Consider the following 25,722-nt stretch of genomic DNA (forward strand, 5'->3'; position numbering starts at 1 on the left):
TGCTTGGACTTCTTTTTGGAGGGAAAACAGATGTCTCAAATTGAAAGAATCAAGCAAGCCATTATGGCGGATCCGCAAAATACCAGCTATACAGAACGCGGAATCGAACCTCTCTTTGCGGCGCCAAAAACTGCCCGCATCAATATTGTCGGTCAGGCACCGGGGCTTAAAACACAAGAAGCTGGGATTTATTGGAAGGATAAGAGTGGCGATCGCTTGCGTGAGTGGCTAGGTGTGGATGAGGACACCTTTTACAACTCAGGTTATTTTGCAGTTCTGCCCATGGATTTTTACTTTCCAGGACATGGCAAGTCAGGCGACCTTCCACCCCGTAGAGGTTTCGCAGAAAAATGGCACCCACAACTCCTCAAGGAATGTCCAAATATTGAATTGACCCTTTTGATTGGACAATATGCCCAGGCCTATTATCTTCATGAGAAGGTTAGTGGCAAGGTAACAGAGCGGGTGAAACACTACAAAGACTATCTACCAGAATTTTTCCCTCTGGTGCACCCGTCACCACGTAATCAAATCTGGATGGCTAAGAATCCTTGGTTTGAGTCAGAAGTGGTGCCAGAGTTGAAAAAAAGAATTAAAGCTATTTTAGGAGAAAAAGAATGAAAGAAACAGCCTTTGATGAATTTTACCAGCTTTACCAGAAAGAGTCCCTTTCCGTTTTAGATGTGAGAGAAGTAGAAGAGTTCGAGACGCTTCATTTAGAAGGTGCACACAACTTACCGCTTAGTCAATTGGCTGATACTTATGATCAATTGGATAAGGACCTCTTGTATTATGTCATTTGCAAATCTGGGATGAGGTCAGCGCGTGCTTGTCAATTTCTAGCTGAAAAGGGTTATGACGTTATCAATGTCCAAGGTGGAATGACGGCCTTTGAAAATTTTTAAACCTATATGGCGATAGATCCTAGTTTTCCCTTGCTCGGCTCCAACTGAGTAAGGGATTTTGTTTTTAGATAATTCTTATTTTTAAAAATATTGAAAACATTCAATGATTAATTTTGGATACTTTTTTCAGAGTCTTAATCATGGTATACTAGGTCAGTATTTTAGAAATATGAAGGAGATTATTATGGCTAAAAAAGGTGCCCTAACAGGCTTGCTCCTGTTTGGAATATTTTTTGGTGCGGGAAACTTGATTTTTCCACCTTCTCTAGGTGCTTTATCTGGAGAACAGTTTCTTCCTGCCATCGCAGGTTTTGTATTTTCGGGTGTCGGGATTGCTGTCCTAACGCTCATCATCGGAACGCTAAACCCTAAAGGATACATTCACGAGATTTCTAAGAAAATCTCACCTTGGTTTGCGACGCTTTATCTTGCAGTCCTCTATCTATCAATTGGTCCCTTCTTTGCCATTCCACGTACAGCCACAACAGCTTACGAAGTTGGGATTAGCCCCCTCTTATCCGAAGCAAACAAAGGTCTAGGATTGATTGTCTTTACCGTGCTTTACTTTGCAGCGGCTTATTTAATCTCGCTCAATCCATCAAAAATCTTGGATCGAATCGGACGTATCTTGACGCCAGTCTTTGCTTTGTTGATCGTTATCTTGGTTGTACTAGGTGCTTTCAAATACGGTGGAACAAGTCCTCAAACTGCGTCAGCTGCTTATCAAGCTTCAGCCTTTGGTACAGGATTCCTAGAAGGTTATAATACCTTGGATGCCCTTGCCTCAGTTGCCTTCAGTGTGATTGCAGTTCAAACTTTGAAACAACTTGGATTCTCCAGTAAGAAAGAATACATTTCAACTATTTGGGTGGTTGGTATCGTTGTAGCTCTTGCTTTCAGCGCTCTTTACATTGGTTTAGGATTCCTTGGAAATCACTTCCCAGTACCAGCAGAAGTGATGAAGGGTGGAACACCAGGTGTTTATATCTTGTCGCAAGCAACTCAGGAAATCTTTGGTTCAACAGCTCAACTCTTCCTTGCTGTTATGGTAACTGTAACCTGCTTCACAACGACAGTTGGATTGATTGTGTCGACAGCAGAGTTCTTTAACGGACGTTTCCCACAAATCAGCTACAAGGTCTATGCAACAGCCTTTACCTTGATTGGATTTGCCATTGCAAATCTTGGTCTTGATGCAATAATTAAGTACTCAGTGCCAGTACTGGTAATCTTGTACCCAATCACCATCGCCATTGTGATGATCGTGATTGTGAATAAGTTTGTCGCCCTATCAAAACCGGGCATGCAGTTAACCATTGGACTTGTTACAGCTATTGCTCTTGCAAGCGTCCTTGGAAGTTCCTTTAAGATTGAGTTTCTAGAAAATCTGATTAATGCCCTTCCGTTTGCGTCAGCCTCTCTTCCATGGTTAGTGCCAGCTATGATTGGAATCTTGCTTTCATTGGTTCTACCAAACAAACAAGAGAGTGACGTTTTTGAGATGGAATGAAAAAATTCTTGGTCATCGACCAAGAATTTTTTGTATGAGCACGACTCATTAGTTGGTTTGTTCAGTATAACCAGCTTCTTTAAGCTTTTTTTTCGAAGCAGCAAAGCTTACACGGTTTCCAATACCATAATATTCATTCGGCATTGCTTTTTTCAGTTCGTCAAGACTTGCGACAGACATGTCAACCTCGATGTTTTGGATAACTTTTTCGTCTTGAATTTCAACTTTTTGTGTAACCCCTTTGACCCCTTCATAACCTTTATTAGTATCGTCAACAATTTGCTTAATACCTTCCGCGGTATTATTAAGTTTCTCAGGGTCAAATACATTATGAGCAGTTTGTTTTACAACATCATCCCCCTTTACAGTATAAGTCAAGGTAGAATGAATTCCAGGTTTGCTATTGTGGACAAATGTGTGGGTTTCTGTCTCATCTTTCTTTTCAGATGATTGTTGGCTGCTTTGTCTGGTCTCGCTTGACTGAGTTGTTTTGTCTTCTTTGCTACTGCTGCTAGCAGGTGTAGAAGCTTGTTTGGAACATCCAAGCAGGAGGACAAGTGAAGCCACTAGGGCTAGTGAAGTTTTAATATAAGTTTTCATAGAATTTCCTTTCATAATCAAAGTATTTTGTATTATAACATGATTCTACTACAAAATCAACTAGACCTCCCCTCTCATCTGACTTGACATGACAATGAACAGAAACTAGTCTAACGATTAAAGTTTTGTCTCTATCTATTTCAAAAATCTTTTATCGTATGGCTTTATAAGGGTGTGAAGTTTTAAATGCACTTTTTATGGGATTGGGAGGACTCTATTGGACTCATCGGTTAGGGATGTAATAAAATACCCCAAGAGTTAGAGTTGTGTCTAACTTTTGGGGTGGACCTACACTAGTCTATATGAAATTTTAGGAGATTAGTTCGTCTTTTCTGTGAATCCCATCTTTTCCAGTGCTTTTTTAGAGTTTGAGAAACTGACACGATTGCCGATACCAGAATATTCTTCAGGGAGTGCTTTTCTAAGTTCGCTAATGCTTGCAACTGAGAAGTCAACTTCTAGATCTTGAACAACTTTTCCATCTTTGATTTCAATCGTTTGTTTAACACCTTTGAGTCCATTATAACCTTTGTACTTTTCTTCGATAAAACTCTTGACATCTTCTGGAGTTGCACCAAGGATTTCAGGATCAGCAATGTTATTAGCTGATTGCTTGATAACATTGTCGCCTTCTACAGTATAAACCAAGGTAGAAGTGATTCCAGAATTGCTTTTGTTAATAAAGGTATGTGTTTTAGTTGTTTCTTTCTTTTCTGATGATTGTTCAGTGCTTTGTTTGCTTTCACTTGACTGAGTTGTTGTGTCTTCTTTAGAACTGCTGTTTGCAGGTGTTGATGCTTGTTTGGAACATCCGAGCAGGAGGACAAGTGAAGCCACAAGGGCTAGTGATACTTTAAAGTATGATTTCATATTTTTTACTTTCCTTTCATAATCAAAGTATTTGTATTATAACATGGATCTATAGTGAAAGCAACTAAACACAGTTTTTCTCCTTTTGAGAAGGAGTCTGACTAGAAAAATGTTATAATGGTAGGAAAGAGGTGAAGAAATGAATCAGACTATACACTATATCAAAGAACTAACCGCAATTGCATCTCCAACAGGCTTTACTCGTGAGATCTCAGACTATCTAGTCCATACTTTAGAGAAACTTGGTTACCAGCCGGTTCGTACAGCTAAGGGCGGTGTCAATGTGACCATTAAAGGTCAAAATGATGAACAACAACGCTATGTGACTGCCCACGTGGATACGCTGGGTGCTATTGTTCGTGCAGTCAAACCGGATGGTCGTCTCAAATTAGATCGTATCGGTGGCTTCCCTTGGAACATGATTGAAGGGGAGAACTGTACGGTTCATGTGGCTAGCACAGGTCAAAAGGTATCTGGAACCATCCTCATTCACCAGACTTCTTGTCATGTTTACAAGGATGCAGGAACTGCAGAACGCACACAGGACAATATGGAAGTGCGTTTGGACGAAAAAGTAACCAATGAAAAGGAAACGCGCGCCTTGGGCATCGAGGTTGGCGACTTTATCAGCTTTGATCCACGTACTGTCGTGACAGAGACTGGTTTTATCAAGTCTCGCCACTTGGATGACAAGGTCAGCGCAGCAATTTTGCTCAATCTTCTTCGTGTTTATAAGGAAGAGGGGATTGCATTGCCAGTAACAACTCATTTTGCTTTTTCAGTCTTTGAAGAGGTGGGTCACGGTGCAAACTCCAATATTCCAGAAGAGGTAGTAGAATATCTGGCTGTGGATATGGGAGCTATGGGCGATGACCAACAGACGGATGAGTACACAGTATCTATCTGTGTCAAGGACGCTTCAGGTCCCTATCACTATGACTTCCGTCAACACTTAGTAGCTTTGGGGAAAGAGCAAGATATTCCATTTAAGCTTGATATCTATCCATTTTATGGATCAGACGCTTCGGCAGCTATGTCAGCAGGAGCCGAGGTCAAACATGCCCTCCTTGGAGCTGGTATTGAATCAAGTCACTCTTACGAACGAACACACATTGATTCGGTCGTGGCGACTGAGCGTATGGTAGACGCCTATCTCAAGAGCACCTTGGTAGACTAATATGTGCTTGATTTGTCAAAGAATTGAATGGATCAAGGCAGGGGAAAATCCCTACTTTGTAAAAGAACTAGAAACAGGCTATGTTGTTATTGGAGACCACCAATACTTTAAGGGCTATACCTTATTTCTGGCAAAAGAGCATGTCACAGAACTCCACCATATGGAGACTTCTGAAAAACTTCGTTTTCTAGAGGAAATGAGTTTGGTCCAAGAAGCTGTCGCCAAAACGTTTAAAGCTGAAAAGATGAACATCGAACTTCTAGGAAATGGAGATGCCCACGCTCACTGGCACCTCTTTCCAAGACGGTCAGGTGATATGAGGGGTCATGGATTGAATGGCCGTGGTCCAGTCTGGTGGGTACCCTGGGAAGAAATGGCGGCAGAAGATTGCCAAGTGAAATCCCATGAGTTAGAACAAATGATTAAAGCCTTATCCGATGAATTAGAGAAGTACTTGGTCTAAGAGAGGAAGAAAAAATGAAAAAAAGCTACATCGTTTTATCTGGTTTGCTGGCAGTAACCCTAGCAGCATGTTCGCAAGAAAAACCTAAAAATGAAGAAAACACTCAAAAAACGGAACAAACTAGTCAACCTGAAGGAACTGTGGGGAGCAAATCCCAAGCCTCTAGTCAGAAGAAGGCAGAAGTTGTCAATAAGGGAGACTACTATAGTATTCAAGGGAAGTACGATGAAATCGTCATAGCTAATAAGCATTATCCTTTGTCAAAAGACTATAATCCAGGAGAAAATCCAACAGCTAAAGCAGAGTTGCTGAAGCTCATTGCAGCAATGCAAGCAGCTGGCTACCCAATCAGCGATCACTACAGTGGTTTTAGAAGTTATGAAACTCAAACCAAACTTTATCAAGACTATGTGAATCAAGATGGTAAGGAAGCTGCTGATCGCTACTCAGCTCGCCCAGGTTATAGTGAACACCAAACAGGTCTTGCATTTGACCTTATTGGGACAGATGGAGATTTAGTTACTGAAGAAAAGGCGGCCCAGTGGCTCTTGGATCATGCGGCTGACTATGGCTTTGTTGTTCGCTATCTCAAAGACAAGGAAAAAGAGACTGGCTACATGGCAGAAGAATGGCATCTCCGCTACGTTGGAAAAGAAGCCAAAGAAATTGCTGCAAGTGGTCTCAGTTTGGAAGAGTACTATGGCTTTGAAGGCGGAGATTACGTCGATTAAAAAAGTAATTTTTCTCTTGCATTTTTAGATAAATAGTGTATAATGGAAAGGTATGTGTAAAGCATACTTGTGGGAGGTAAAAATCTCTAATTACCGCCAAAACCACAAAGGAGGATTTAAAAATGGCTAAAAAAGTCGAAAAACTTGTAAAATTGCAAATCCCTGCTGGTAAAGCTACACCAGCTCCACCAGTTGGACCTGCTCTTGGTCAAGCTGGTATCAACATCATGGGATTCACAAAAGAGTTCAACGCTCGTACAGCTGACCAAGCTGGTATGATCATTCCAGTTGTTATCTCAGTATACGAAGACAAATCATTTACTTTCGTAACAAAAACACCACCAGCTGCTGTTCTTTTGAAAAAAGCTGCAGGTGTTGAAAAAGGATCAGGTACACCTAACAAAACTAAAGTTGCTACAGTTACTCGTGCACAAGTTCAAGAAATTGCAGAAACTAAGATGCCAGATTTGAACGCAGCAAACATTGAGTCTGCAATGCGTATGATCGAAGGTACTGCTCGTTCTATGGGATTCACTGTTGTTGACTAATCAATAACACCCCCAATATAACCCGCAAGACTTCATCATTTCGAGAAGTGACGTGGGAGATGAAAATCGATTGAACCACTTACAAGGAGAATAGAAAATGGCTAAAAAAAGCAAACAACTTCGTGCTGCTCTTGAAAAAATCGACAGCACAAAAGCATACAGTGTAGAAGAAGCTGTAGCACTTGCAAAAGAAACTAACTTTGCAAAATTTGACGCAACTGTAGAAGTTGCTTATAACTTGAACATCGACGTTAAAAAAGCTGACCAACAAATCCGTGGCGCAATGGTATTGCCAAACGGTACTGGTAAAACTTCACGCGTTCTTGTTTTCGCACGTGGTGCAAAAGCTGAAGAAGCAAAAGCTGCTGGTGCAGACTTTGTTGGTGAAGATGACCTTGTTGCAAAAATCAACGACGGTTGGTTGGACTTCGACGTAGTTATCGCTACACCTGACATGATGGCTCTTGTTGGACGTCTTGGACGTGTCCTTGGACCACGTAACTTGATGCCAAACCCTAAAACTGGTACTGTAACAATGGATGTTGCTAAAGCAGTTGAAGAGTCTAAAGGTGGTAAAATCACTTACCGTGCTGACCGTGCAGGTAACGTTCAAGCAATCATCGGTAAAGTATCATTTGAAGCTGAAAAATTGGTTGAAAACTTCAAAGCTTTCAACGAAACAATCCAAAAAGCAAAACCAGCTACAGCTAAAGGAACTTACGTAACAAACTTGACTATCACAACTACTCAAGGTGTTGGTATCAAGGTTGACGTAAACTCACTTTAATTAACAGATTTTTAAAAACGAGTACGAATGTGCTCGTTTTTTTGATGATAAGTTCATTCCAGGGAAAATAACTCCATTAATAGCCTGATGGAGCAATAGAATAGTGCTTTTCCTTTTTTCTTTCTTAAAAAATGTGGTATAATAGAGAGTAAAAAACTTTGAAAGAAAGAAAAAGATGAATTTAAAAGATTATATCGCAACGATTGAAAATTATCCTAAGGAAGGTATCACCTTCCGTGATGTCAGCCCTTTGATGGCAGATGGAAATGCTTATAGCTATGCTGTTCGTGAAATTGTTCAGTATGCAACTGATAAGAAAATCGACATGATTGTGGGACCAGAGGCTCGTGGATTTATTGTTGGCTGCCCAGTTGCTTTTGAGTTGGGAATTGGCTTTGCACCTGTTCGTAAACCAGGGAAATTGCCACGTGAAGTCATTTCTGCTGATTATGAGAAAGAGTACGGTATTGATACCTTGACCATGCATGCTGATGCGATTAAGCCAGGTCAACGTGTTCTCATCGTAGATGATCTTTTGGCAACAGGTGGAACTGTCAAAGCAACCATTGAGATGATTGAAAGACTTGGTGGAGTTGTAGCCGGTTGTGCTTTCTTGATTGAATTGGATGAGCTTAAAGGCCGTGAAAAAATCGGAGATTACGATTACAAGGTACTTATGCATTATTAATGAAGAACAGTCCTTGGGGCTGTTTTCTCTTCATTTGCTATATAAAATAACTATAGCTAGTTAGAGAAAAACTATAATTGAAAACTATATCTTCATACAGTATAATAAAGGGAAGAAGTATTTGGAGGTTTTTACTTTCAAACAGACAACATCATTCCCGAAATAGAGAACTGTTAGGAGGGTATTATGCCGATTCGAATTGATAAAAAATTACCAGCTGTGGAGATTTTAAGGACAGAAAATATCTTTGTTATGGACGACCAACGGGCTGCTCATCAGGATATTCGCCCCTTGAAGATTTTGATTTTAAATCTCATGCCTCAAAAGATGGTAACAGAAACGCAACTCTTACGGCATTTGGCCAATACCCCTTTGCAATTAGATATTGATTTCTTATATATGGAAACACATCGTTCCAAGACAACCCGGGCCGAACATATGGAAACCTTCTATAAGACCTTTCCAGAGGTCAAGGATGACTTTTTTGATGGAATGATTATCACAGGAGCACCAGTGGAGCATTTGCCTTTTGAGGAGGTAGATTACTGGGAAGAATTCAAGCAGGTCATCGAATGGTCCAAGACGCATGTTTTTTCAACCCTCCATATCTGTTGGGGAGCACAAGCAGGTCTTTATGTTCGCTATGGCGTTGAAAAGCACCAGATGGATCGGAAACTATCAGGAATTTATCCACAGGACACCTTGAAAGAAGGGCACCTTCTTTTTAGAGGTTTTGATGATCGCTATGTAGCTCCTCATTCTCGTCATACGGAGATTTTAAAAGAAGAAATCTTAAATAAGACCAATCTGGAGATACTGTCAGAAGGTCCTGAGGTTGGGGTTTCTATCCTAGCTAGTCGAGATTTGCGTGAGATTTATAGTTTTGGTCATTTGGAGTACGATCGTGACACTTTGGCAAGAGAGTATTTTCGTGATTATGAGGCGGGACTTAATCCTCATATTCCAGAAAATTACTTCAAAAATGATGATGTAAATGAGACGCCTTGTCTCTGTTGGTCTTCATCAGCTGCCCTCTTTTTCAGCAATTGGGTAAACTATGCAGTTTATCAAGAAACCCCTTTTGACTGGAGAAAGGTAGAGGATGATGTGGCTGCATTTGGATATCTATAAGAGGAATTATGACATATTTTGACGCTTTTAAATCAGGGAACTTGGTTTTACCAAGTGCCCTGCTCTTGCATTTTAAGGAACTCTTTCCTTCCAGCGAAGATTTTCTCGTCTGGCAATTTTTCTATTTACAAAATACCACAGCCCTAGGAGATGTTTCACCTAGTCAGATTGCTGAAATCATTGGGAAAGAGGTTGCAGATGTCAACCAATCTATTTCAAATTTGACTGAAAATGGTTTGCTACAATATCGAACCATTGAACTAAATGGGGAAATTGAGCTGATTTTTGATGCTAGTTTGGCTTTTGAACGCTTGGATAGCTTACTAGACAGCCAAACTCCAGCTACAACTGCCCCAAACCCGCAGAATCAGTTGAAGGATCTGGTTGAAACTTTTCAGCAGGAGTTGGGACGCTTATTAACACCATTTGAAATCGAAGATCTTTCCAAGACTGTCAAAGAAGACGGAGTTAAGGCGGATTTGATTAAGGAAGCTCTCCGAGAGGCCGTTCTCAATGGCAAGCCAAACTGGAAATATATTCAGGCAATCCTACGAAACTGGCGCCATGAAGGTATTCAGTCTGTGACTCAGGTAGAGGCCAAACGAGCAGAGCGAGAAGTCAACAATCCCAAACAAGTTCAGGCTTCGGCTGATTTCCTCGATGCCATGAATTTGTGGCAAGATTAGTCGCTTGAAAAATCTTGAAAATTAGAGTAAGGTTTGCAAGCTCCTTATAAATATGATAGAATAATAGTGAATAAAATGAAAAAAGAGGTATGTGAAATGTCACGTAAACCATTTATCGCTGGTAACTGGAAAATGAACAAAAATCCAGAAGAAGCAAAAGCATTCGTTGAAGCCGTTGCATCAAAACTTCCTTCATCAGACCTTGTTGAAGCAGGTATCGCAGCTCCAGCTCTTGATTTGACAGCTGTTCTTGCTGCTGCTAAAGGTTCAAACCTTAAAGTTGCTGCTCAAAACTGCTACTTTGAAAATGCAGGTGCTTTCACTGGTGAAACTAGCCCACAAGTTTTGAAAGAAATCGGTACTGACTACGTTGTTATCGGTCACTCAGAACGTCGTGACTACTTCCATGAAACTGACGAAGATATCAACAAAAAAGCAAAAGCAATCTTTGCAAACGGTATGCTTCCAATCATCTGTTGTGGTGAGTCACTTGAAACTTACGAAGCTGGTAAAGCTGCTGAATTCGTAGGTGCTCAAGTATCTGCTGCATTGGCTGGATTGACAGCTGAACAAGTTGCTGCATCCGTTATCGCTTATGAGCCAATCTGGGCTATCGGTACTGGTAAATCAGCTTCACAAGACGATGCACAAAAAATGTGTAAAGTCGTTCGTGACGTTGTAGCTGCAGACTTTGGTCAAGAAGTTGCGGACAAAGTTCGTGTTCAATACGGTGGTTCTGTTAAACCTGAAAACGTTGCTTCATACATGGCTTGCCCAGACGTTGACGGTGCCCTTGTTGGTGGTGCGTCACTTGAAGCTGAAAGCTTCTTGGCATTGCTTGATTTTGTAAAATAATCTCAGTTATTCCAGACAGTCTGCTAAGACTGTCTTTTTTTTAAAGACTGTATATTTTTCTTAAATTATCAGTCAATTACAACTTTTTTAATATGGGTTAATTTTCTTGCTTTTGTCTACTAGGAGTAGTATACTGAGATAGTAATCAATAAATATGGTTGCAAAAATAATATTATGAGGTGATCAATATGGTTGAATTGAAAAAAGAAGCAGTAAAAGACGTAACAACATTATCTAAAACAGCGCCAGTAGCATTGGCAAAAACAAAGGAAGTATTGAACCAAGCAGTAGCGGACTTGTATGTGGCTCACATTGCCCTTCACCAAGTTCACTGGTATATGCGTGGTCGTGGCTTCCTCGTATGGCATCCAAAAATGGATGAATACATGGACAGTCTTGATAGCTATCTTGACGAAATCAGTGAACGTTTGATTACTCTTGGTGGAAAACCTTATTCAACTTTGACAGAATTCCTTCAACACAGTGAAATCGAAGAAGAAGAAGGAGAATTCCGTAACGTTGAAGAAAGCTTGGAACGTGTTCTAGCAATTTATCGCTACCTCATCGCTCTTTTCCAAAAAGCTTTGGATGTAACTGACGAAGAAGGTGATGATGTTACAAACGATATCTTTGTTGGGGCTAAGGCTGAACTTGAGAAAACAGTTTGGATGCTTACAGCAGAACTTGGACAAGCTCCTGGTTTGTAAAATATAGTTGCTACCCCTTTTATCATGAGGCGCTTGATAAGTGCCCATGATCAATCATCTTTTAAAAGTCATGTAACTGTAAAAAGTTGCATGATTTTTTTGTCTGCTGGACTTAGGACACATTGTCAAAAGTAGGATTTTACGGTATAATAGTTGCTGTTCAATAACATATGAATTTTAAAGAATAATTGTTAGTTTAAGGAGGACTTATGAACAACTTACCAAATTGCCCAAAATGTCATTCAGAATATGTCTACGAAGACGGAAGTCTCTTGGTTTGCCCAGAGTGTGCCTATGAATGGAATCCTGCTGAAGTTGCAGAAGTAGAAGAAGGTGTTGTTGCTATCGATGCCAATGGAAATAAATTGGCTGACGGCGATACTGTAACCCTCATCAAGGACTTGAAAGTAAAAGGTGCACCTAAGGATTTGAAACAAGGAACTCGTGTTAAAAATATCCGTATCGTAGAAGGTGACCACAACATCGACTGTAAGATTGATGGTTTTGGAGCTATGAAACTCAAGTCAGAATTTGTTAAGAAAATCTAGCCATGAAACTGAATTATAAATTTATCTTTTATAGTCGTGTGCTCTTGTTTTTAGCGGCATTTACAGGGGTTTATTTAGAAATTACCAAGCACGGTGGCTTTGGTATGCTCCTTTACTACACAGTGTTGTCCAATCTTTTGGTAACGATTTTCACGGGCTATCTGCTCCGTGTGATGAGCCGTTCAGGTGAAAATTGGCAAAGTCCGACCTTGCTTCGTCTCAAGGGTGGCGTTACCATGAGTATCATGATTACCTGTGTGATTTACCATTTTATGCTTGCTCCGATCGCGACAGACTTTTACCGTGTGGAAAATTTCCTTTGCCACTATATCGTTCCACTCTGGTTTTTAGCCGACACCCTCTTCTTTGATAAACGGGGTCAATACAAGATCTGGGATCCAGTCTTGTGGACCATCTTGCCCTTGGTTTATATGATTTTTGCCTTGTTTAATGGCTTGGTCTTAAAACTCAATATTCCGAATTCCAAGGACAATCCCTTCCCTTATTTCTTTTTAAATGTGAACAAGGGTTGGGACGTGGTTATCAAATGGTGTTTAATCATTTTTGCGGCGTATATGGTTGCAGGCTTCATCTTCTATCTGATCAAGCAAATCAAGCGAAAATAGTCTTCCTATTAGGAAAGTTAGGACGGAGTCTTTAGTTCAATCGGGCTCCTTCTTTTCTTGCCATCTTCCTTTTAAAAGGATCAACAGTGAGAAATATACAGAAAGAAAATTCATGAAACAATATTTAGAACGGGCTAGTATTTTGGCCCTCTCCCTCGTTTTGATTACCTCCTTTTCCATTTCAAGCGCTCTGCCAGCCATGTTTGACTACTATCAAGGCTACCCCAAAGAACAAATCGAGCTCCTGGTCAGTCTTCCTTCTTTTGGAATCATGATTATGCTGGTTTTAAATGGGTTTTTGGAGCGGTTATTTCCTGAGCGTCTTCAGATTAGTCTGGGACTTCTCATCCTTTCTATCGGTGGAACTGCCCCTTTCTGGTATCAGGAATACAACTTTGTCTTTGCGATGCGGATTTTATTTGGCTTGGGTGTTGGGATGATCAATGCCAAGGCCATTTCCATCATCAGCGAACGCTATCATGGAAAGACACGGATCCAGATGTTGGGGCTTCGCGGATCAGCAGAAGTTGTCGGGGCGTCGATTTTGACTCTAGTGGTCGGTCAACTCTTATCCTTGGGATGGACAGTGACCTTCTTGGCCTACAGTGCGGGATTTTTAGTATTGATTCTTTATCTGCTCTTTGTCCCTTATGGGAAAGAAAAGAAAGAAACAAAGAAAAAAGAGACCGAAACGACTCGTTTGACAGGAAAGATGAAAGGATTAATTTTTCTATTGGCTGTCGAAGCAGCAGTTGTTGTCTGCACCAACACAGCTATCACCATTCGTATTCCTAGTCTGATGGTGGAAAGAGGTCTAGGGGATGCCCAGTTATCGAGCCTGGTCTTAAGTATTATGCAGTTGATTGGTATCTTGGCAGGTGTGAGTTTTTCTTTCTTTATCTCTCTATTTAAAGAAAGATTGCTCCTTTGGTCAGGTATCACCTTTGGATTGGGGCAGATTGTGATTGCCTTGTCTCCGTCATTGGGTGTGATGGTAGTTGGAAGTGTTGTGGCAGGTTTTTCCTACAGTGTGGCCTTGACCACTGTCTTTCAGCTTCTTTCTGAAAGAATCCCAGCCAAGCTCCTTAATCAGGCAACATCTTTTGCAGTGCTAGGATGCAGCTTTGGAGCCTTTACGACACCTTTCATTCTTGGGGCGATTGGCTTGGTGACTCAAAACGGTATGTTGGTCTTCACCATTCTAGGCTGCTGGTTGATTGTCACTTCTATCTTTGTTATGTACGCACTTCAAAAGAAAGCTTAGGATTAATTTCCTAAGTTTTTCCTTCTAGGAATTTTGTACCCAGACAATTATTGGTTTTTAAACTTGTTTACACTTTTATTTCCTGATAAAATAGAAGTTATGACAAGATATAAAGCAATCATTTCCTATGACGGTTATGCCTTTGCTGGTTTTCAGCGCCAGCCTCATGCGCGGAGCGTTCAAGAGGAAATTGAGAAAACCTTAACGAGACTCAATAAGGGGCAAGCCATCACTGTTCACGGTGCTGGTAGGACGGATAGTGGGGTCCATGCTCTGGGACAGGTCATTCATTTTGATCTGCCCTATCAGATGGATGAGGAAAAACTCCGTTTTGCTCTGGATACCCAGTCTCCTGAAGATATCGATGTGATTTCGATTGGGATTGTGGCGGATGATTTTCATTGCCGTTATGCCAAACATAGCAAGACCTATGAGTTTATAGTGGATAGGGGGCGTCCTAAAAATCCGATGCGTCGTCACTACGCTACTCACTTTCCCTACCCGCTTGATGTTGAGCGGATGCAGATGGCAATCAAAAAGCTGGAGGGAACCCATGATTTCACCGGTTTTACAGCATCTGGGACCAGTGTAGAGGACAAGGTTCGGACTATTACAGAAGCCTGTCTTAGGATTGATGAGACAGGGCAGTTTTTGACCTTTACCTTTTCAGGAAATGGTTTCTTGTATAAGCAGATTCGCAATATGGTGGGGACGTTGCTCAAAATCGGAAATAATCGAATGCCAGTTGAGCAGATTGACTTGATTTTGGAGAAGAAGGACAGGCAACTTGCAGGTCCAACTGCAGCACCGAATGGCTTGTATTTAAAGGAGATTCGTTATGAAGAATAATCGTATTTTAGCCCTTTCTGGGAATGATATTTTTAGTGGTGGTGGTTTATCAGCTGATTTGGCTACCTATACCTTGAACGGCTTGCATGGCTTTGTAGCTGTCACTTGTTTGACGGCCTTGACCGAAAAGGGCTTTGAAGTCTTTCCTACGGATGATACTATTTTCCAACATGAGTTGAATAGCTTACGTGATGTCGAGTTCGCAGGGATTAAGATTGGCCTTCTTCCTACTGTCAGTGTGGCTGAGAAGGCCTTGGACTTTATCAAGCAACGTCCAGGAGTGCCTGTGGTATTGGACCCCGTTTTGGTCTGCAAGGAAACGCACGACGTGGCTGTTAGTGAGCTCTGCCAAGAGTTGATTCGTTTTTTCCCTCATGTCAGTGTGATTACGCCAAATCTTCCTGAAGCAGAATTGTTAGCTGATCAGGAAATTAAAACATTGGAAGACATGAAGGCTGCAGCTCAGAAATTGCATGATTTAGGAGCGCCAGCAGTTATTATTAAGGGAGGCAATCGCCTCAGTCATGACAAGGCAGTGGATGTCTTTTATGATGGACAAACTTTCACTGTTCTAGAAAACCCAGTCATTCAAGGCCAAAATGCTGGTGCAGGATGTACCTTTGCCTCAAGCATTGCCAGTCACTTGGTTAAAGGTGATGAACTTTTACCAGCAGTAGAGAGCTCGAAAGCTTTCGTTTACCGTGCTATTGCACAAGCAGATCAATATGGAGTAAGACAATATGAAGCAAACCAAAACAACTAAAATCGCCCTTGTATCTCTTTTAACCGCCCTTTCAGTAGTCCTAGGTTATTACTTGAAAATTGGAACGCCAACAGGAATATTGACTCTCTTGGACGCAGGTATTTTCTTTACTGCTTTTTACTTTGGCAGTAAAGAAGGAGCTGTCGTTGGAGGACTAGCAGGATTCCTAATTGACCTTCTATCAGGCTATCCACAGTGGATGTTTTTTAGCTTGATAAATCATGGCTTGCAAGGATTTTTTGCAGGTTTTAAAGGGAAGTGGCAATGGCTAGGCCTTGTCTTGGCTACTATCGTCATGGTAAGTGGCTACGCCCTAGGTTCTACCCTGATGAATGGCTGGTCAGCAGCCTTACCAGAAATCCTTCCAAACTTCCTGCAAAATATCGTGGGGATGGTTGTGGGGTTTGTAGTCTTTCAGAGTGTTAAGAAGATAAAATAAAAAAGTCAGCTATTTGAGCTGACTTTTTGCTTGTCTAGGTTTAATCAAAATAAAGCAAGTCTTTGCTGGTGCTTGTAAAGAGGTCAAAGCCATCTTTGGTAACAACACCGCAGTCTTCGATACGAACACCGACTTTACCAGGGATATAGATACCTGGTTCAACAGAGAAACACATGCCTTCTTCGATGACCATGTCGTTTCCTTCCATGATAGAAGGGAATTCGTGGACATCCATACCGATACCGTGACCGAGACGGTGGTTGAAGTACTCACCGTAACCAGCTTTTTCAATGACTTCACGGGCAGCGCGGTCCACTTCATGTGCAGTCACACCTGGTTTGATAAAGTCAAGGGCAGCTTGTTGGGCTTCAAGAGTCAAGTTGTAGATATCTTTTTTGAATTGATCTGGTTTACCGACAGCGACCGTACGAGTCATATCTGAGGCGTAGCCATTAACCATGACACCGAGGTCAAAGAGGAGAAGGGCGTCCTTTTCAACCTTGTTTGCACCAGGAATTCCGTGTGGATTTGCAGCGTTATCGCCAGTCAAGACCATGGTATCAAAACTCATTTCATAGCCTTCACGCTTCATGGCAAAGTCGATTTGTGCAATGATATCTGTCTCAGTCTTATCAAGAGAAATATTATCAAAACCAACATTGACAGCTTTATCAGCATAGAGCCCTGCAACCATCATTTTTTGGACTTCATCAGCTGATTTGATGAGGCGCATGCGTTGGATGCGAGGAGTGAGGTTTTCAAACTCAGCAGTTTCAAAGACAGTTTTCAGACCATGGTATTTGGTCAAGATGAGATTGTCAAACTCAACAGCGACACGTTTGAAGTCGTGCTGCGGCAAAGCGTTTTTGATTTTTTGCCATGGATTTTCAGAATCCACATAGCCCACAACTGGGAAGGAAACAGTATTGGTTGCACGCTCCACTTCGAGAGCTGGGACAAAGAGGAGAGGTTCCTGATCTGCTAGAACAAAGAGGAACATTTGGCGTTCATGGGGATCACTGTAAAAGCCAGTGAGGTAATTAATAGTGACGGGGTCAGATACGACAGCGACGTCTAGTTTTTCTGATTCAAGATATGTTACGATTTGTTGTAATTTAGACATATGCTACCTTCTTTCTACCCCTCTATTTTGGCAAAAAATGAGAGAAAATGCAAGGGAGAAGGGTAAAAGAACAGGTAAAAAGAACTCCGACAAGATAGGGGAGTTCTTTGATATGGTTTTCTTTGGTTTAAGAAAAGTCAGCCTTGCTTTTGACGTCGCTGTATTCTTCAGCGATTTCTTGACTGAGAATATCCTCATAGGCAGGGAGTTGGATGTCCTGACCGTATTTTTTGCGGAGGGCAGTAGTGACCAGGCGATAAGCCAGATTGGCATTACGAGAGAGGATAGGTCCGTGGAAGTAGGAACCAAAGACATTCTTATAATGAACCCCTTCGCCGATCTTTTCTTCGTTATTTCCATTTCCATAGACAACCTGACCCAGCGGTTTTTGGTCATCAGAAAGGAAGGTACGACCTTGGTGATTTTCAAAGCCGTAGTAGGTTTCATCGAATTCGTCATTATGAATCTTGATGTCACCGATAAAGCGGTTATTGGTCTGGTTGAGGGTATAGTGGCCCATGACACCGAGTCCTTCGATACGTTTACCTGAAGCTTCAACATAATATTGCCCCAAAAGTTGAAAACCACCGCAGATGGCTAGAACTACTCCGTCGTTTTGGATGTAGTTGTCAATGCTCTCTTTCTTAGCAGGTAGATCGCCTGCGATGATGCTTTGTTCAAAGTCTTGACCACCACCGAAAAAGGCGATATCATAGTGATTTTCATCAAAGTTATCATGGAGAGAAACGATGTCAACCGTCACATGTGCCCCCAGTTTTTCAGCCACATACTTGAGCATGAGGATATTTCCATTGTCCCCGTAGGTATTCATGAGGTTTCCATAGAGGTGGGCAATGTTGATCTGATAAGGGTAGTTGCCAGCTTTTGAGGAAAGTGAAGTATAAACCATTAGTTCATCTCCTTTCTAACAATCTGACGACTAGCTAGCAGTTCGCGGAATTCAAGCATGGCAGTATAGGTAGCCAAGATATAGGCATGCTTGCAGTCTTGATTCTCAATAGTCTTGAGAACTTGCTCCAGACTACTTGTTTCAGTGATTTTATCGGCTGGGTAGCCAGTCACCCGTAGACGACGCGCGATTTCAGAATGACGAACACCGCCAGCGTTGATTTCAGGAATGTCCATGTCAGTGATTTGTTCAAAGTCAGCATCCCAGATCCAGCTAGTATCAATCCCATCAGCATAGTTGGCATTAAGGAGAACAGATAAACTAAATGGATAAGGCGCTAGTTTGATCATCTCGATAGCTTGGGTCGCACCGACTGGATTTTTAATCAAGACAAGAGTACATTCTTTATCACCGATATGGAAGGTCTCCTGGCGTCCAAAGACAGCACGGCTCTTGTCAAATCCTTGCTTGATCCGTTGCGAATCTGCACCGAGGAAACGAGCAATGGCAACCGCAGCAAGGGCATTGTAGATATTATAGAGTCCACCGATTTGGATGCCGTATTCTTGTCCGTCAATGACAAAGCGAGAGCGATTGTTGGTCAACTCAACCAAGTCTGTCAGACGGTAGTCCAATTCAGGTCGTTTGCAGCCACAATTTTCGCAGATATAGGCCCCCAAGTTTGCATAGGTATTGTGCTCATATTTGAGGATGCCTTGACAGTCAGGACAGAGAATACCTTCGGTATTATAGTGAGCTAGTTGGGCTGGTCCTTTTTCCAAGTCAAAACCAAAATACTGAACGGGATTTGGAATAGCTGGCTTGTAGAAAAGTGGACTGTCACCATTGAGGAGAACAGTAGCCGTAGGCACCTTACGAATGGCATCCAAAATCATGTTATAAGTTGTGTAAATTTCACCGTAGCGGTCCATCTGGTCACGGAAAATGTTAGTGATGACAAAAAGGCTAGGATGGATGTAGTCACAGATACGAGATAGGCTGGCCTCGTCAATTTCGAGAACGGCAATATTTTTTCCAGTTTTAGAGGATTTGGCAGTCAAGAAAGTTGTCGTAATCCCTGTGATCATATTGGCACCGCTCGGATTAGTAAGAACCTGACCATAAACTTCTTTTAAAATGCCGACAGTAAGCGCAGTTGTCAAGGTTTTTCCATTGGTTCCAGTGACCACGACAATCTCGTAGTTCTTAGCTAAATTTTGTAAAATATCTTTATCAAATTGGAGGGCGAGTTTTCCTGGGAGCGTGCTTCCACGGCCAAGACGGCTCAAAACGAAGTGAGAAGAACGCCCAGCTAGGAGGCCCAAAGTAGTTTTTAATTTCATGTTTCTATTATATCATACTGCGCCCAGCAGTCCAATAACTAAAGTAACCTCTAAGATCAACTAAAGAAGTAACCTTATAAGTGCTTTTTAGGTTCTGATTAAACCAAACCAATCAAATACAATATCTTTGGATTTGATAACTTTGGCAACTTTAAGAAATAAATCTTTCTCACTCTGAATATAAGAAAGGAGAGGACATTGATTATCCTCTACAGGTTTTAAAATTTCATTAATCCATTATAGTTGACAAAGATACCTAACTTTTGGGATTTAGATCATTTTTTGGAAAGTCTCTTTTATAATAAATTACGAATTTTTTCTTTTATAAATGCGTTAAGAGGATAGTGTTTATCAAGATATTCTAGGAGTGCTTGAGCAGATTCAGAAATTCGTTCGTAACCTTGCAAAAAGTAGGGTAATTGTTTGGCTTCATTTGGATAACCTTTTTCAAATCGTCTGTTGCTGTTAAAAATATCTATAAAATTAGATTTAGAAGTTTTTTCCAAATTGATTAGTTCGGTCCAAAGCTTGACGGATCTATTTTGGATGAAATCATAAGCAGCCAATTTTTCCCCTCGTTGATAGCGACCTAGTCCTATATATAGGTTGCATAAAATTTCTCCCAACAGCCATTCGCGGTCTCTATTTTCTTTTGATGGCAATCTTTGTGGCCGGCAGATTGTTTCATCAAAACCAACCTCCTTCCAGATAATCTTGCCTTCAGCGAAGGGAATGTTTACTAGTTCATGAGCTTCAAAGACAGCAAATTCACAAAAAACATCATCTTCAAATAGAACTTTATGTCCGTCTACTGTATTTTGGTAGTGAAATGCAATTGGTTCTAGATTACTTAACCAAGTTAGATCCTGTATATAGGCCTGCTTGTAGCCATCTTTTACAATAACAAAAAAATCCAAATCTGAGTATTGATCCAATCGGTCTCTTTCTACTCCGCAAGAACCAAGTGCCAGCAAAGCTAGTGCTTGTCTAGAATCTTTTAGAGACTGACCAATATCATCTAGTCTTTGTAACAGTAATTCTGTTTTATTCATAATCGTTACCTCATTATTTCTTGTTTACAGACATTATATAGTTAATGTTTTCGAAAGTCAATTTCATCCTATACCAAATATATACTAATGTAATATGGGATTTCTTTCGATATTTTTTACAATGATAAAGTTTAAACATTTTGCAGAGTATTGCTCATATTATCAAGAATGAAGAAATTTGAAGTATCCTTTGATTGATTAGAAAGTAATTCTTATCTTTAAAAAGATTAAATGATTTGGAAAATATTTGAGAAGAAAAAATATATCGACTTAGCCATCAATTTGCAAACGGTAAAACCTTTCCACAAACGATGAAAATACACATACGACCCGCGCAAAGAGTGAATAATTTACTAATTAGGCATGAAACAATCATTGCAAAATATATTTTTTAAATTACCCATAAAACGATGAGCTAAAGCGAGTTATTCAAAGTCATATGTATTGCTGATATTTGAAAGAGTAACCTGAGACTCAATATATAATTAGGACTGCTAAGTAAAGTTTGGACATTATATCATAAAAGAGGGAAAAGACAGATTTGAGATTTCGCAGAAACAAAAACAGCCCAAAGAGGGCTGTTCGATACGATGTAGTCTCAACTTAAATCGCAAACAGGTCATTCAAGTTCTCAGCCAAGGTTGGGTGAGTGAAGATTTGTTTTGTGAAGTAAGTGTAAGGAATCTTGTTGTCCATCGCAACAGTGATGATGTTGATGATTTCTTGTGAACCTTCTGAGAAGATGCTTGCTCCAAGAATTTCTTTTGTTTCAGTATTGACAACAGCTTTGAAGGCTCCGCGAAGGTCTCCATTTACGTGACCACGAGGCATGGCTGCAACAGGGATTTCCTTGACAGCGTATGGAAGTTTCAAATCAGCTGCCTGGCTTTCCGTCAAACCAACTTGTGAAAGTGCAGGTGTGATGAACATAGTGTTTGGCACATTGAGACGGTCTTCAAGAGTGTAGCTGCCATCTCCAGCAAGGTAGCTATAAACAACACGGAAGTCATCAAGTGAAATGTAGGTAAATTGAGGTCCACCATTGACGTCTCCGACTGCAAAGACATCAGGAACGTTTGTTTGACAGTGTTTGTCAACCTTGATAGCACCACGTTCCGTTAGTTCAATATCGGTATTCTCAAGTTGAAGTGGTTCTACGTTTGGTTTACGTCCAGTTGCATAGAGAAGGGCGTCGAAACGGTAAGTTTCGTTTTCAGTTACGACGAGAACTTGGTCACCGTCGTTTTTGATTTCAGTAGTACGGATGTTTTGAAGCAATTCAATACCGTCTTCTTCCATGTATTGTTTAGCAAGAGCTGCGATGGAAGGTTCTGCACGAGGTAGGAAAGTATCCAAGGCATCTAGGACTGTAACCTTGCTTCCAAGTTTGTTGTAAAGACCTGCAAATTCAAGACCGATATTTCCGCCACCAAGGACACCAAGTTTTGCTGGCAATTTGTCCAAGTTTTGGATACCTGTTGAGTCAAAGACATTCTTACTTGTAGCAAGTCCAGGGATTGGCAAGACGTTTGAAACAGCACCAGTGTTGATGACGATTGTTTCAGCAGTGAGTTCTTGTTTTTCGTCACCAGCTTGGATTTCGATGACTTTGTTTGAAAGGAAGTGAGCTTCCGCATCAAAGATATCCACGCCTGTACCAGCAACAGTCGCATAGTTTTTACCGTTGAGGCGACCAGTGATAGTATTTTTGGTAGCAATGACTTCTTCAAAAGACAAGTCTTTCTCAGCAGCAACTAGCAAGGTTTTAGTTGGGATACATCCGATGTTGATACAAGTTCCACCGTACATAGCCTTACTACGTTCGATAAGGGCAACTTTTTTACCAGCTGAAGCCAATTTACCAGCTAGTGTTTTACCAGCTTTACCAAATCCGATAACGATTAAATCATAAGTTAACATTTATCTTCCTCCTATTCGCATTTCATTCTAGCACAAGAAAACACTTTTTGCACAAATCTGCTACGAAAAGGAAAGAAAAAATAAAAACGCTTTCCAGGCAAAAAACTAGTAATTTTTCAACAATCTTGATAAACTAAAATCCTATCTTTTTTTATATAAAATAGAATAAATGTTCGAAAATAGGAGATTTTATGAAATCGAATCGTTATATTATTGCCTTTTCTGGAGTCATTTTGCACTTAATGCTGGGGTCCACTTATGCTTGGAGTGTTTATCGCAATCCTATTATTGAAAAAACGGGATGGGATCAGGCTTCTGTTGCCTTCGCCTTTAGTCTGGCAATCTTTTGTTTGGGATTATCGGCTGCATTTATGGGGCGTTTGGTAGAAAAATTTGGACCGAGAGTCATGGGGAGTCTATCTGCTTTTCTATACGCAGGTGGAAATATCTTAACAGGATTTGCAATAGACCGTCAGGAACTGTGGTTGTTGTATCTCGCTTATGGCATTTTAGGTGGGCTTGGTTTGGGAGCAGGCTATATTACCCCTGTGTCAACGATTATAAAATGGTTTCCTGATAAACGTGGTCTCGCAACAGGTTTAGCGATTATGGGGTTTGGTTTTGCTTCTTTATTGACTAGTCCCATAGCGCAACATCTCATCGCAGTGGCAGGGCTTGTAGAAACTTTTTATATTTTAGGTGCAAGTTACTTTATTATCATGCTCCTAGCTTCACAATTCATTAAGCGTCCAAATGAGCAAGAGCTTGCAATTTTATCTGTTTCAGGGAAAGAAAAAATAGCCTCTTTGACGCAAGGAATGGCTGCAAATCAGGCCCTGAAAAGCAATCGGTTTTATATACTTTGGATTATTTTCTTTATCAACATAGCTTGTGGTTTAGGATTAATTTCAGCGGCATCGCCAATGGCACAGGAGATGGCTGGCTTGTCTACAAGTCATGCAGCAGTAATGGTGGGCGTTTTAGGGATTTTCAATGGGTTTGGTCGTTTGCTCTGGGCGAGTTTATCTGACTATATCGGTCGCCCTCTAACCTTTAGTATATTACTGCTTGTCAATCTTTTCTTTTCTCTCTCACTTTGGCTCTTTACAGATTCCGTTTTATTTGTAGTCGCTATGTCTATTTTGATGACTTGCTATGGAGCTGGTTTTTCTTTGATTCCAGCTTATCTCAGTGATATTTTTGGAACCAAGGAATTGGCTGCTCTGCATGGATATATTTTAACAGCTTGGGCAATGGCTGGTTTAGCAGGACCTATTTTATTAGCAGAGACTTATAAAATAGCTCATTCTTATACACAAACCTTGTTCGTTTTTCTTATTTTATATAGTATAGCCTTGGCTTTGTCTTATTATCTAGGTCGTTCAATCAAAAAGGAGAGTCAAAAACCGCTTACATGATTTTCTAAAGAAATTAGGCTATCTTTTGTTCTGGTCTTGTGTTATACTAGATAGGTTGCAAAGAAACCAGTACTTTTCTTTCGTGGAAAAGAAGCAACACGGTATCTCATTTTTGTAGAAGATACGTCATGAAAAGAAAAGTATACACTAAAGCCCTATAGGGTGGCTTCGCACCACCTTTAGAAAGAAGAATAACGTGAAATTTAATGAATTTAACTTGTCTGCTGAATTGTTAGCAGAGATTGAAAAAGCTGGATTTGTAGAAGCCAGTCCCATCCAAGAACAGACTATTCCCTTGGCTCTCGAAGGAAAAGACGTTATCGGTCAAGCTCAGACTGGTACAGGGAAGACTGCAGCCTTTGGCTTGCCAACCCTTGAAAAAATCCGTACAGAAGAAGCGACCATCCAAGCCTTGGTTATCGCTCCAACTCGTGAACTCGCTGTCCAAAGCCAAGAGGAACTCTTCCGCTTTGGCCGTAGCAAAGGAGTGAAAGTTCGCTCAGTTTACGGTGGTTCCAGCATTGAAAAACAAATCAAGGCCCTTAAATCTGGTGCTCACATCGTGGTAGGAACACCAGGCCGTCTCTTGGACTTGATTAAACGCAAGGCCTTGAAATTACAAGATATTGAAACTCTGATTCTTGACGAAGCGGACGAAATGCTCAATATGGGCTTCCTTGAAGACATTGAAGCCATCATTTCCCGTGTCCCTGAAAATCGTCAAACCTTGCTCTTTTCAGCAACTATGCCAGATGCTATCAAACGTATCGGTGTTCAGTTTATGAAAGACCCTGAGCATGTCAAGATTGCTGCCAAGGAATTGACAACAGAATTGGTAGATCAGTACTATATCCGTGTTAAAGAGCAAGAAAAATTTGATACTATGACACGTCTTATGGATGTGGAACAACCTGAGCTTGCTATTGTATTTGGTCGTACCAAACGCCGTGTAGATGAATTGACTCGTGGACTTAAGATCCGTGGCTTCCGTGCAGAAGGAATTCATGGTGACTTAGACCAAAATAAACGTCTTCGTGTCCTTCGTGATTTTAAAAATGGGAATCTTGATGTTTTGGTTGCGACAGACGTGGCAGCACGTGGTTTGGATATCTCAGGTGTGACCCATGTTTACAACTACGATATTCCACAAGATCCTGAAAGTTACGTTCACCGTATCGGTCGTACAGGTCGTGCTGGTAAGTCAGGTCAATCTATTACTTTCGTAGCACCAAATGAAATGGGCTACCTTCAAATCATCGAAAACTTGACTAAGAAACGCATGAAAGGCTTGAAACCAGCGACAGCTGAAGAAGCCTTCCAAGCTAAGAAACAAGTAGCTCTCAAGAAAATCGAACGCGATTTTGCGGATGAAACTATTCGTGGGAACTTTGAGAAATTTGCTAAAGATGCTCGTAAGTTAGCAGCTGAATTTAGTCCAGAAGAATTGGCTATGTATATCTTGAGCCTGACAGTCCAAGATCCAGACAGCCTGCCTGAAGTGGAGATTGCGCGTGAAAAACCACTGCCATTTAAACCATCAGGTAATGGATTCGGTGGCAAAGGTAAGGGAGGTCGAGGAGGCCGTCGTGGAGACGACCGTCGAGATCGTGATCGCCGCAGCAATGGTCGCCGTGATGATTTCAAAAAAGGCAGTCATGGGAACGATCGTTTTGATAAAGACAGACGTTACCGTAATAAAGACAATAAAAAACCTCGCAACACTTCAAGCGAAAAGAAGACCGGCTTTGTTATTCGTAACAAAGGAGACAAATAGAAAAAAGCGATTCACACTGTGAATCGCTTTTATAT

Annotated in this window: 28 protein-coding genes; 21 read left to right on the forward strand and 7 right to left on the reverse strand. The window is 41.0% G+C overall.

From position 1 onward, the window contains the following. The first annotated feature begins 30 nt into the window (after positions 1-30). From B7721_RS04845 to brnQ, 3 genes are all read left to right on the forward strand, one after another. Positions 31-621, forward strand: coding sequence for a uracil-DNA glycosylase family protein (locus B7721_RS04845; RefSeq protein ID WP_084877823.1), 591 nt, complete (start codon positions 31-33; stop codon positions 619-621). Further along, complete coding sequence (locus B7721_RS04850; RefSeq protein ID WP_084877825.1) at positions 618-905, forward strand: rhodanese-like domain-containing protein; 288 nt, start codon at positions 618-620, stop codon at positions 903-905. Before B7721_RS04845 ends, B7721_RS04850 begins: the two co-directional genes overlap by 4 nt. 184 nt (positions 906-1,089) lie before the next feature. Next, positions 1,090-2,415, forward strand: a complete 1,326-nt coding sequence (gene brnQ, locus B7721_RS04855) for a branched-chain amino acid transport system II carrier protein (RefSeq protein ID WP_162283475.1) — start codon at positions 1,090-1,092, stop codon at positions 2,413-2,415. A 48-nt stretch (positions 2,416-2,463) separates the two neighbouring features. On the opposite strand, the gene B7721_RS04860 is transcribed toward brnQ, so the two are convergent. Further along, complete coding sequence (locus B7721_RS04860) at positions 2,464-3,015, reverse strand: DUF1307 domain-containing protein (protein WP_084877827.1); 552 nt, start codon at positions 3,013-3,015, stop codon at positions 2,464-2,466. A 318-nt stretch (positions 3,016-3,333) separates the two neighbouring features. Beyond that, entirely contained in the window at positions 3,334-3,885 is a 552-nt protein-coding gene (locus B7721_RS04865) for a DUF1307 domain-containing protein (protein WP_049518917.1), read from the reverse strand. Between the two features lie 139 nt (positions 3,886-4,024). Here B7721_RS04865 and B7721_RS04870 point away from each other — a divergent pair, with 139 nt between their 5' ends. The 16 genes from B7721_RS04870 (at position 4,025) to B7721_RS04945 (ending at position 16,147) form a co-directional block, all read left to right on the forward strand. Continuing rightward, positions 4,025-5,062 (forward strand): M42 family metallopeptidase, encoded by a 1,038-nt coding sequence (locus tag B7721_RS04870; protein ID WP_084877829.1) that lies wholly within the window; start codon positions 4,025-4,027, stop codon positions 5,060-5,062. Position 5,063: 1 nt separating this feature from the next. After that, positions 5,064-5,525, forward strand: a complete 462-nt coding sequence (locus B7721_RS04875; protein WP_084877831.1) for an HIT family protein — start codon at positions 5,064-5,066, stop codon at positions 5,523-5,525. Positions 5,526-5,539: 14 nt separating this feature from the next. Continuing rightward, on the forward strand, positions 5,540-6,256 hold the full coding sequence (gene ldcB, locus B7721_RS04880) for an LD-carboxypeptidase LdcB/DacB (RefSeq protein ID WP_084877832.1): 717 nt from the start codon (positions 5,540-5,542) through the stop codon (positions 6,254-6,256). A gap of 122 nt (positions 6,257-6,378) precedes the next feature. Beyond that, complete coding sequence (gene rplK, locus B7721_RS04885; protein WP_001085808.1) at positions 6,379-6,804, forward strand: 50S ribosomal protein L11; 426 nt, start codon at positions 6,379-6,381, stop codon at positions 6,802-6,804. A 97-nt stretch (positions 6,805-6,901) separates the two neighbouring features. Beyond that, positions 6,902-7,591 carry a 50S ribosomal protein L1 gene (gene rplA / locus B7721_RS04890; protein WP_001085675.1) on the forward strand — a complete coding sequence of 230 codons (690 nt, stop codon included), beginning with the start codon at positions 6,902-6,904 and terminating at the stop codon, positions 7,589-7,591. Between the two features lie 175 nt (positions 7,592-7,766). After that, positions 7,767-8,279 (forward strand): adenine phosphoribosyltransferase, encoded by a 513-nt coding sequence (locus B7721_RS04895; RefSeq protein WP_084877834.1) that lies wholly within the window; start codon positions 7,767-7,769, stop codon positions 8,277-8,279. 186 nt (positions 8,280-8,465) lie between these two features. Then, positions 8,466-9,410 (forward strand): homoserine O-acetyltransferase MetA, encoded by a 945-nt coding sequence (metA, locus tag B7721_RS04900; protein WP_084877835.1) that lies wholly within the window; start codon positions 8,466-8,468, stop codon positions 9,408-9,410. An 8-nt stretch (positions 9,411-9,418) separates the two neighbouring features. Then, on the forward strand, positions 9,419-10,096 hold the full coding sequence (locus tag B7721_RS04905) for a DnaD domain-containing protein (protein WP_000220746.1): 678 nt from the start codon (positions 9,419-9,421) through the stop codon (positions 10,094-10,096). 96 nt (positions 10,097-10,192) lie between these two features. Further along, positions 10,193-10,951, forward strand: coding sequence for a triose-phosphate isomerase (tpiA, locus tag B7721_RS04910; protein ID WP_000087891.1), 759 nt, complete (start codon positions 10,193-10,195; stop codon positions 10,949-10,951). 188 nt (positions 10,952-11,139) lie between these two features. After that, positions 11,140-11,658 carry a Dps family protein gene (locus tag B7721_RS04915; protein ID WP_000229895.1) on the forward strand — a complete coding sequence of 173 codons (519 nt, stop codon included), beginning with the start codon at positions 11,140-11,142 and terminating at the stop codon, positions 11,656-11,658. Positions 11,659-11,867: 209 nt separating this feature from the next. After that, the gene (locus B7721_RS04920) at positions 11,868-12,206 is read left to right on the forward strand and encodes a zinc ribbon domain-containing protein YjdM (protein ID WP_001061580.1); all 339 of its coding nucleotides are present in this window, start codon (positions 11,868-11,870) and stop codon (positions 12,204-12,206) included. Between the two features lie 2 nt (positions 12,207-12,208). Next, a complete protein-coding gene (locus B7721_RS04925) occupies positions 12,209-12,832 on the forward strand; it encodes a Pr6Pr family membrane protein (RefSeq protein WP_000775204.1) in 624 nt (207 codons plus the stop codon). A 112-nt stretch (positions 12,833-12,944) separates the two neighbouring features. Then, positions 12,945-14,096 (forward strand): MFS transporter, encoded by a 1,152-nt coding sequence (locus tag B7721_RS04930; RefSeq protein WP_033629392.1) that lies wholly within the window; start codon positions 12,945-12,947, stop codon positions 14,094-14,096. A 99-nt stretch (positions 14,097-14,195) separates the two neighbouring features. Further along, positions 14,196-14,945 carry a tRNA pseudouridine(38-40) synthase TruA gene (gene truA / locus B7721_RS04935; RefSeq protein ID WP_084877837.1) on the forward strand — a complete coding sequence of 250 codons (750 nt, stop codon included), beginning with the start codon at positions 14,196-14,198 and terminating at the stop codon, positions 14,943-14,945. Then, entirely contained in the window at positions 14,935-15,708 is a 774-nt protein-coding gene (locus B7721_RS04940; protein WP_084877839.1) for a bifunctional hydroxymethylpyrimidine kinase/phosphomethylpyrimidine kinase, read from the forward strand. Before truA ends, B7721_RS04940 begins: the two co-directional genes overlap by 11 nt. After that, complete coding sequence (locus tag B7721_RS04945) at positions 15,686-16,147, forward strand: ECF transporter S component (RefSeq protein WP_084877841.1); 462 nt, start codon at positions 15,686-15,688, stop codon at positions 16,145-16,147. The genes B7721_RS04940 and B7721_RS04945 overlap by 23 nt, the downstream gene beginning before the upstream one ends. A 40-nt stretch (positions 16,148-16,187) precedes the next feature. Here the strand turns inward: B7721_RS04945 and B7721_RS04950 are convergent, their stop codons facing one another. The 5 genes from B7721_RS04950 to B7721_RS04970 form a co-directional block, all read right to left on the reverse strand. Further along, the gene (locus B7721_RS04950) at positions 16,188-17,270 is read right to left on the reverse strand and encodes a M24 family metallopeptidase (protein WP_084877843.1); all 1,083 of its coding nucleotides are present in this window, start codon (positions 17,268-17,270) and stop codon (positions 16,188-16,190) included. Between the two features lie 127 nt (positions 17,271-17,397). Continuing rightward, positions 17,398-18,180 carry a lipid II isoglutaminyl synthase subunit GatD gene (gatD, locus tag B7721_RS04955; protein WP_084877844.1) on the reverse strand — a complete coding sequence of 261 codons (783 nt, stop codon included), beginning with the start codon at positions 18,178-18,180 and terminating at the stop codon, positions 17,398-17,400. Further along, a complete protein-coding gene (gene murT, locus B7721_RS04960) occupies positions 18,180-19,523 on the reverse strand; it encodes a lipid II isoglutaminyl synthase subunit MurT (RefSeq protein ID WP_084877846.1) in 1,344 nt (447 codons plus the stop codon). The genes gatD and murT overlap by 1 nt, the downstream gene beginning before the upstream one ends. A 296-nt stretch (positions 19,524-19,819) precedes the next feature. Continuing rightward, positions 19,820-20,575 (reverse strand): hypothetical protein, encoded by a 756-nt coding sequence (locus B7721_RS04965; RefSeq protein WP_084877848.1) that lies wholly within the window; start codon positions 20,573-20,575, stop codon positions 19,820-19,822. Positions 20,576-21,178: 603 nt separating this feature from the next. Beyond that, positions 21,179-22,495 carry an FAD-containing oxidoreductase gene (locus B7721_RS04970; RefSeq protein ID WP_084877849.1) on the reverse strand — a complete coding sequence of 439 codons (1,317 nt, stop codon included), beginning with the start codon at positions 22,493-22,495 and terminating at the stop codon, positions 21,179-21,181. 191 nt (positions 22,496-22,686) lie between these two features. Here B7721_RS04970 and B7721_RS04975 point away from each other — a divergent pair, with 191 nt between their 5' ends. Both B7721_RS04975 and B7721_RS04980 read left to right on the forward strand, forming a co-directional pair. Beyond that, positions 22,687-23,913 carry an L-lactate MFS transporter gene (locus tag B7721_RS04975; RefSeq protein ID WP_084877851.1) on the forward strand — a complete coding sequence of 409 codons (1,227 nt, stop codon included), beginning with the start codon at positions 22,687-22,689 and terminating at the stop codon, positions 23,911-23,913. Positions 23,914-24,109: 196 nt separating this feature from the next. Beyond that, positions 24,110-25,687, forward strand: a complete 1,578-nt coding sequence (locus tag B7721_RS04980) for a DEAD/DEAH box helicase (protein ID WP_084877853.1) — start codon at positions 24,110-24,112, stop codon at positions 25,685-25,687. The last annotated feature ends 35 nt before the right edge of the window (positions 25,688-25,722 follow it).

This window comes from Streptococcus oralis subsp. oralis, assembly GCF_002096445.1.
Taxonomy (GTDB): domain Bacteria; phylum Bacillota; class Bacilli; order Lactobacillales; family Streptococcaceae; genus Streptococcus; species Streptococcus oralis_N.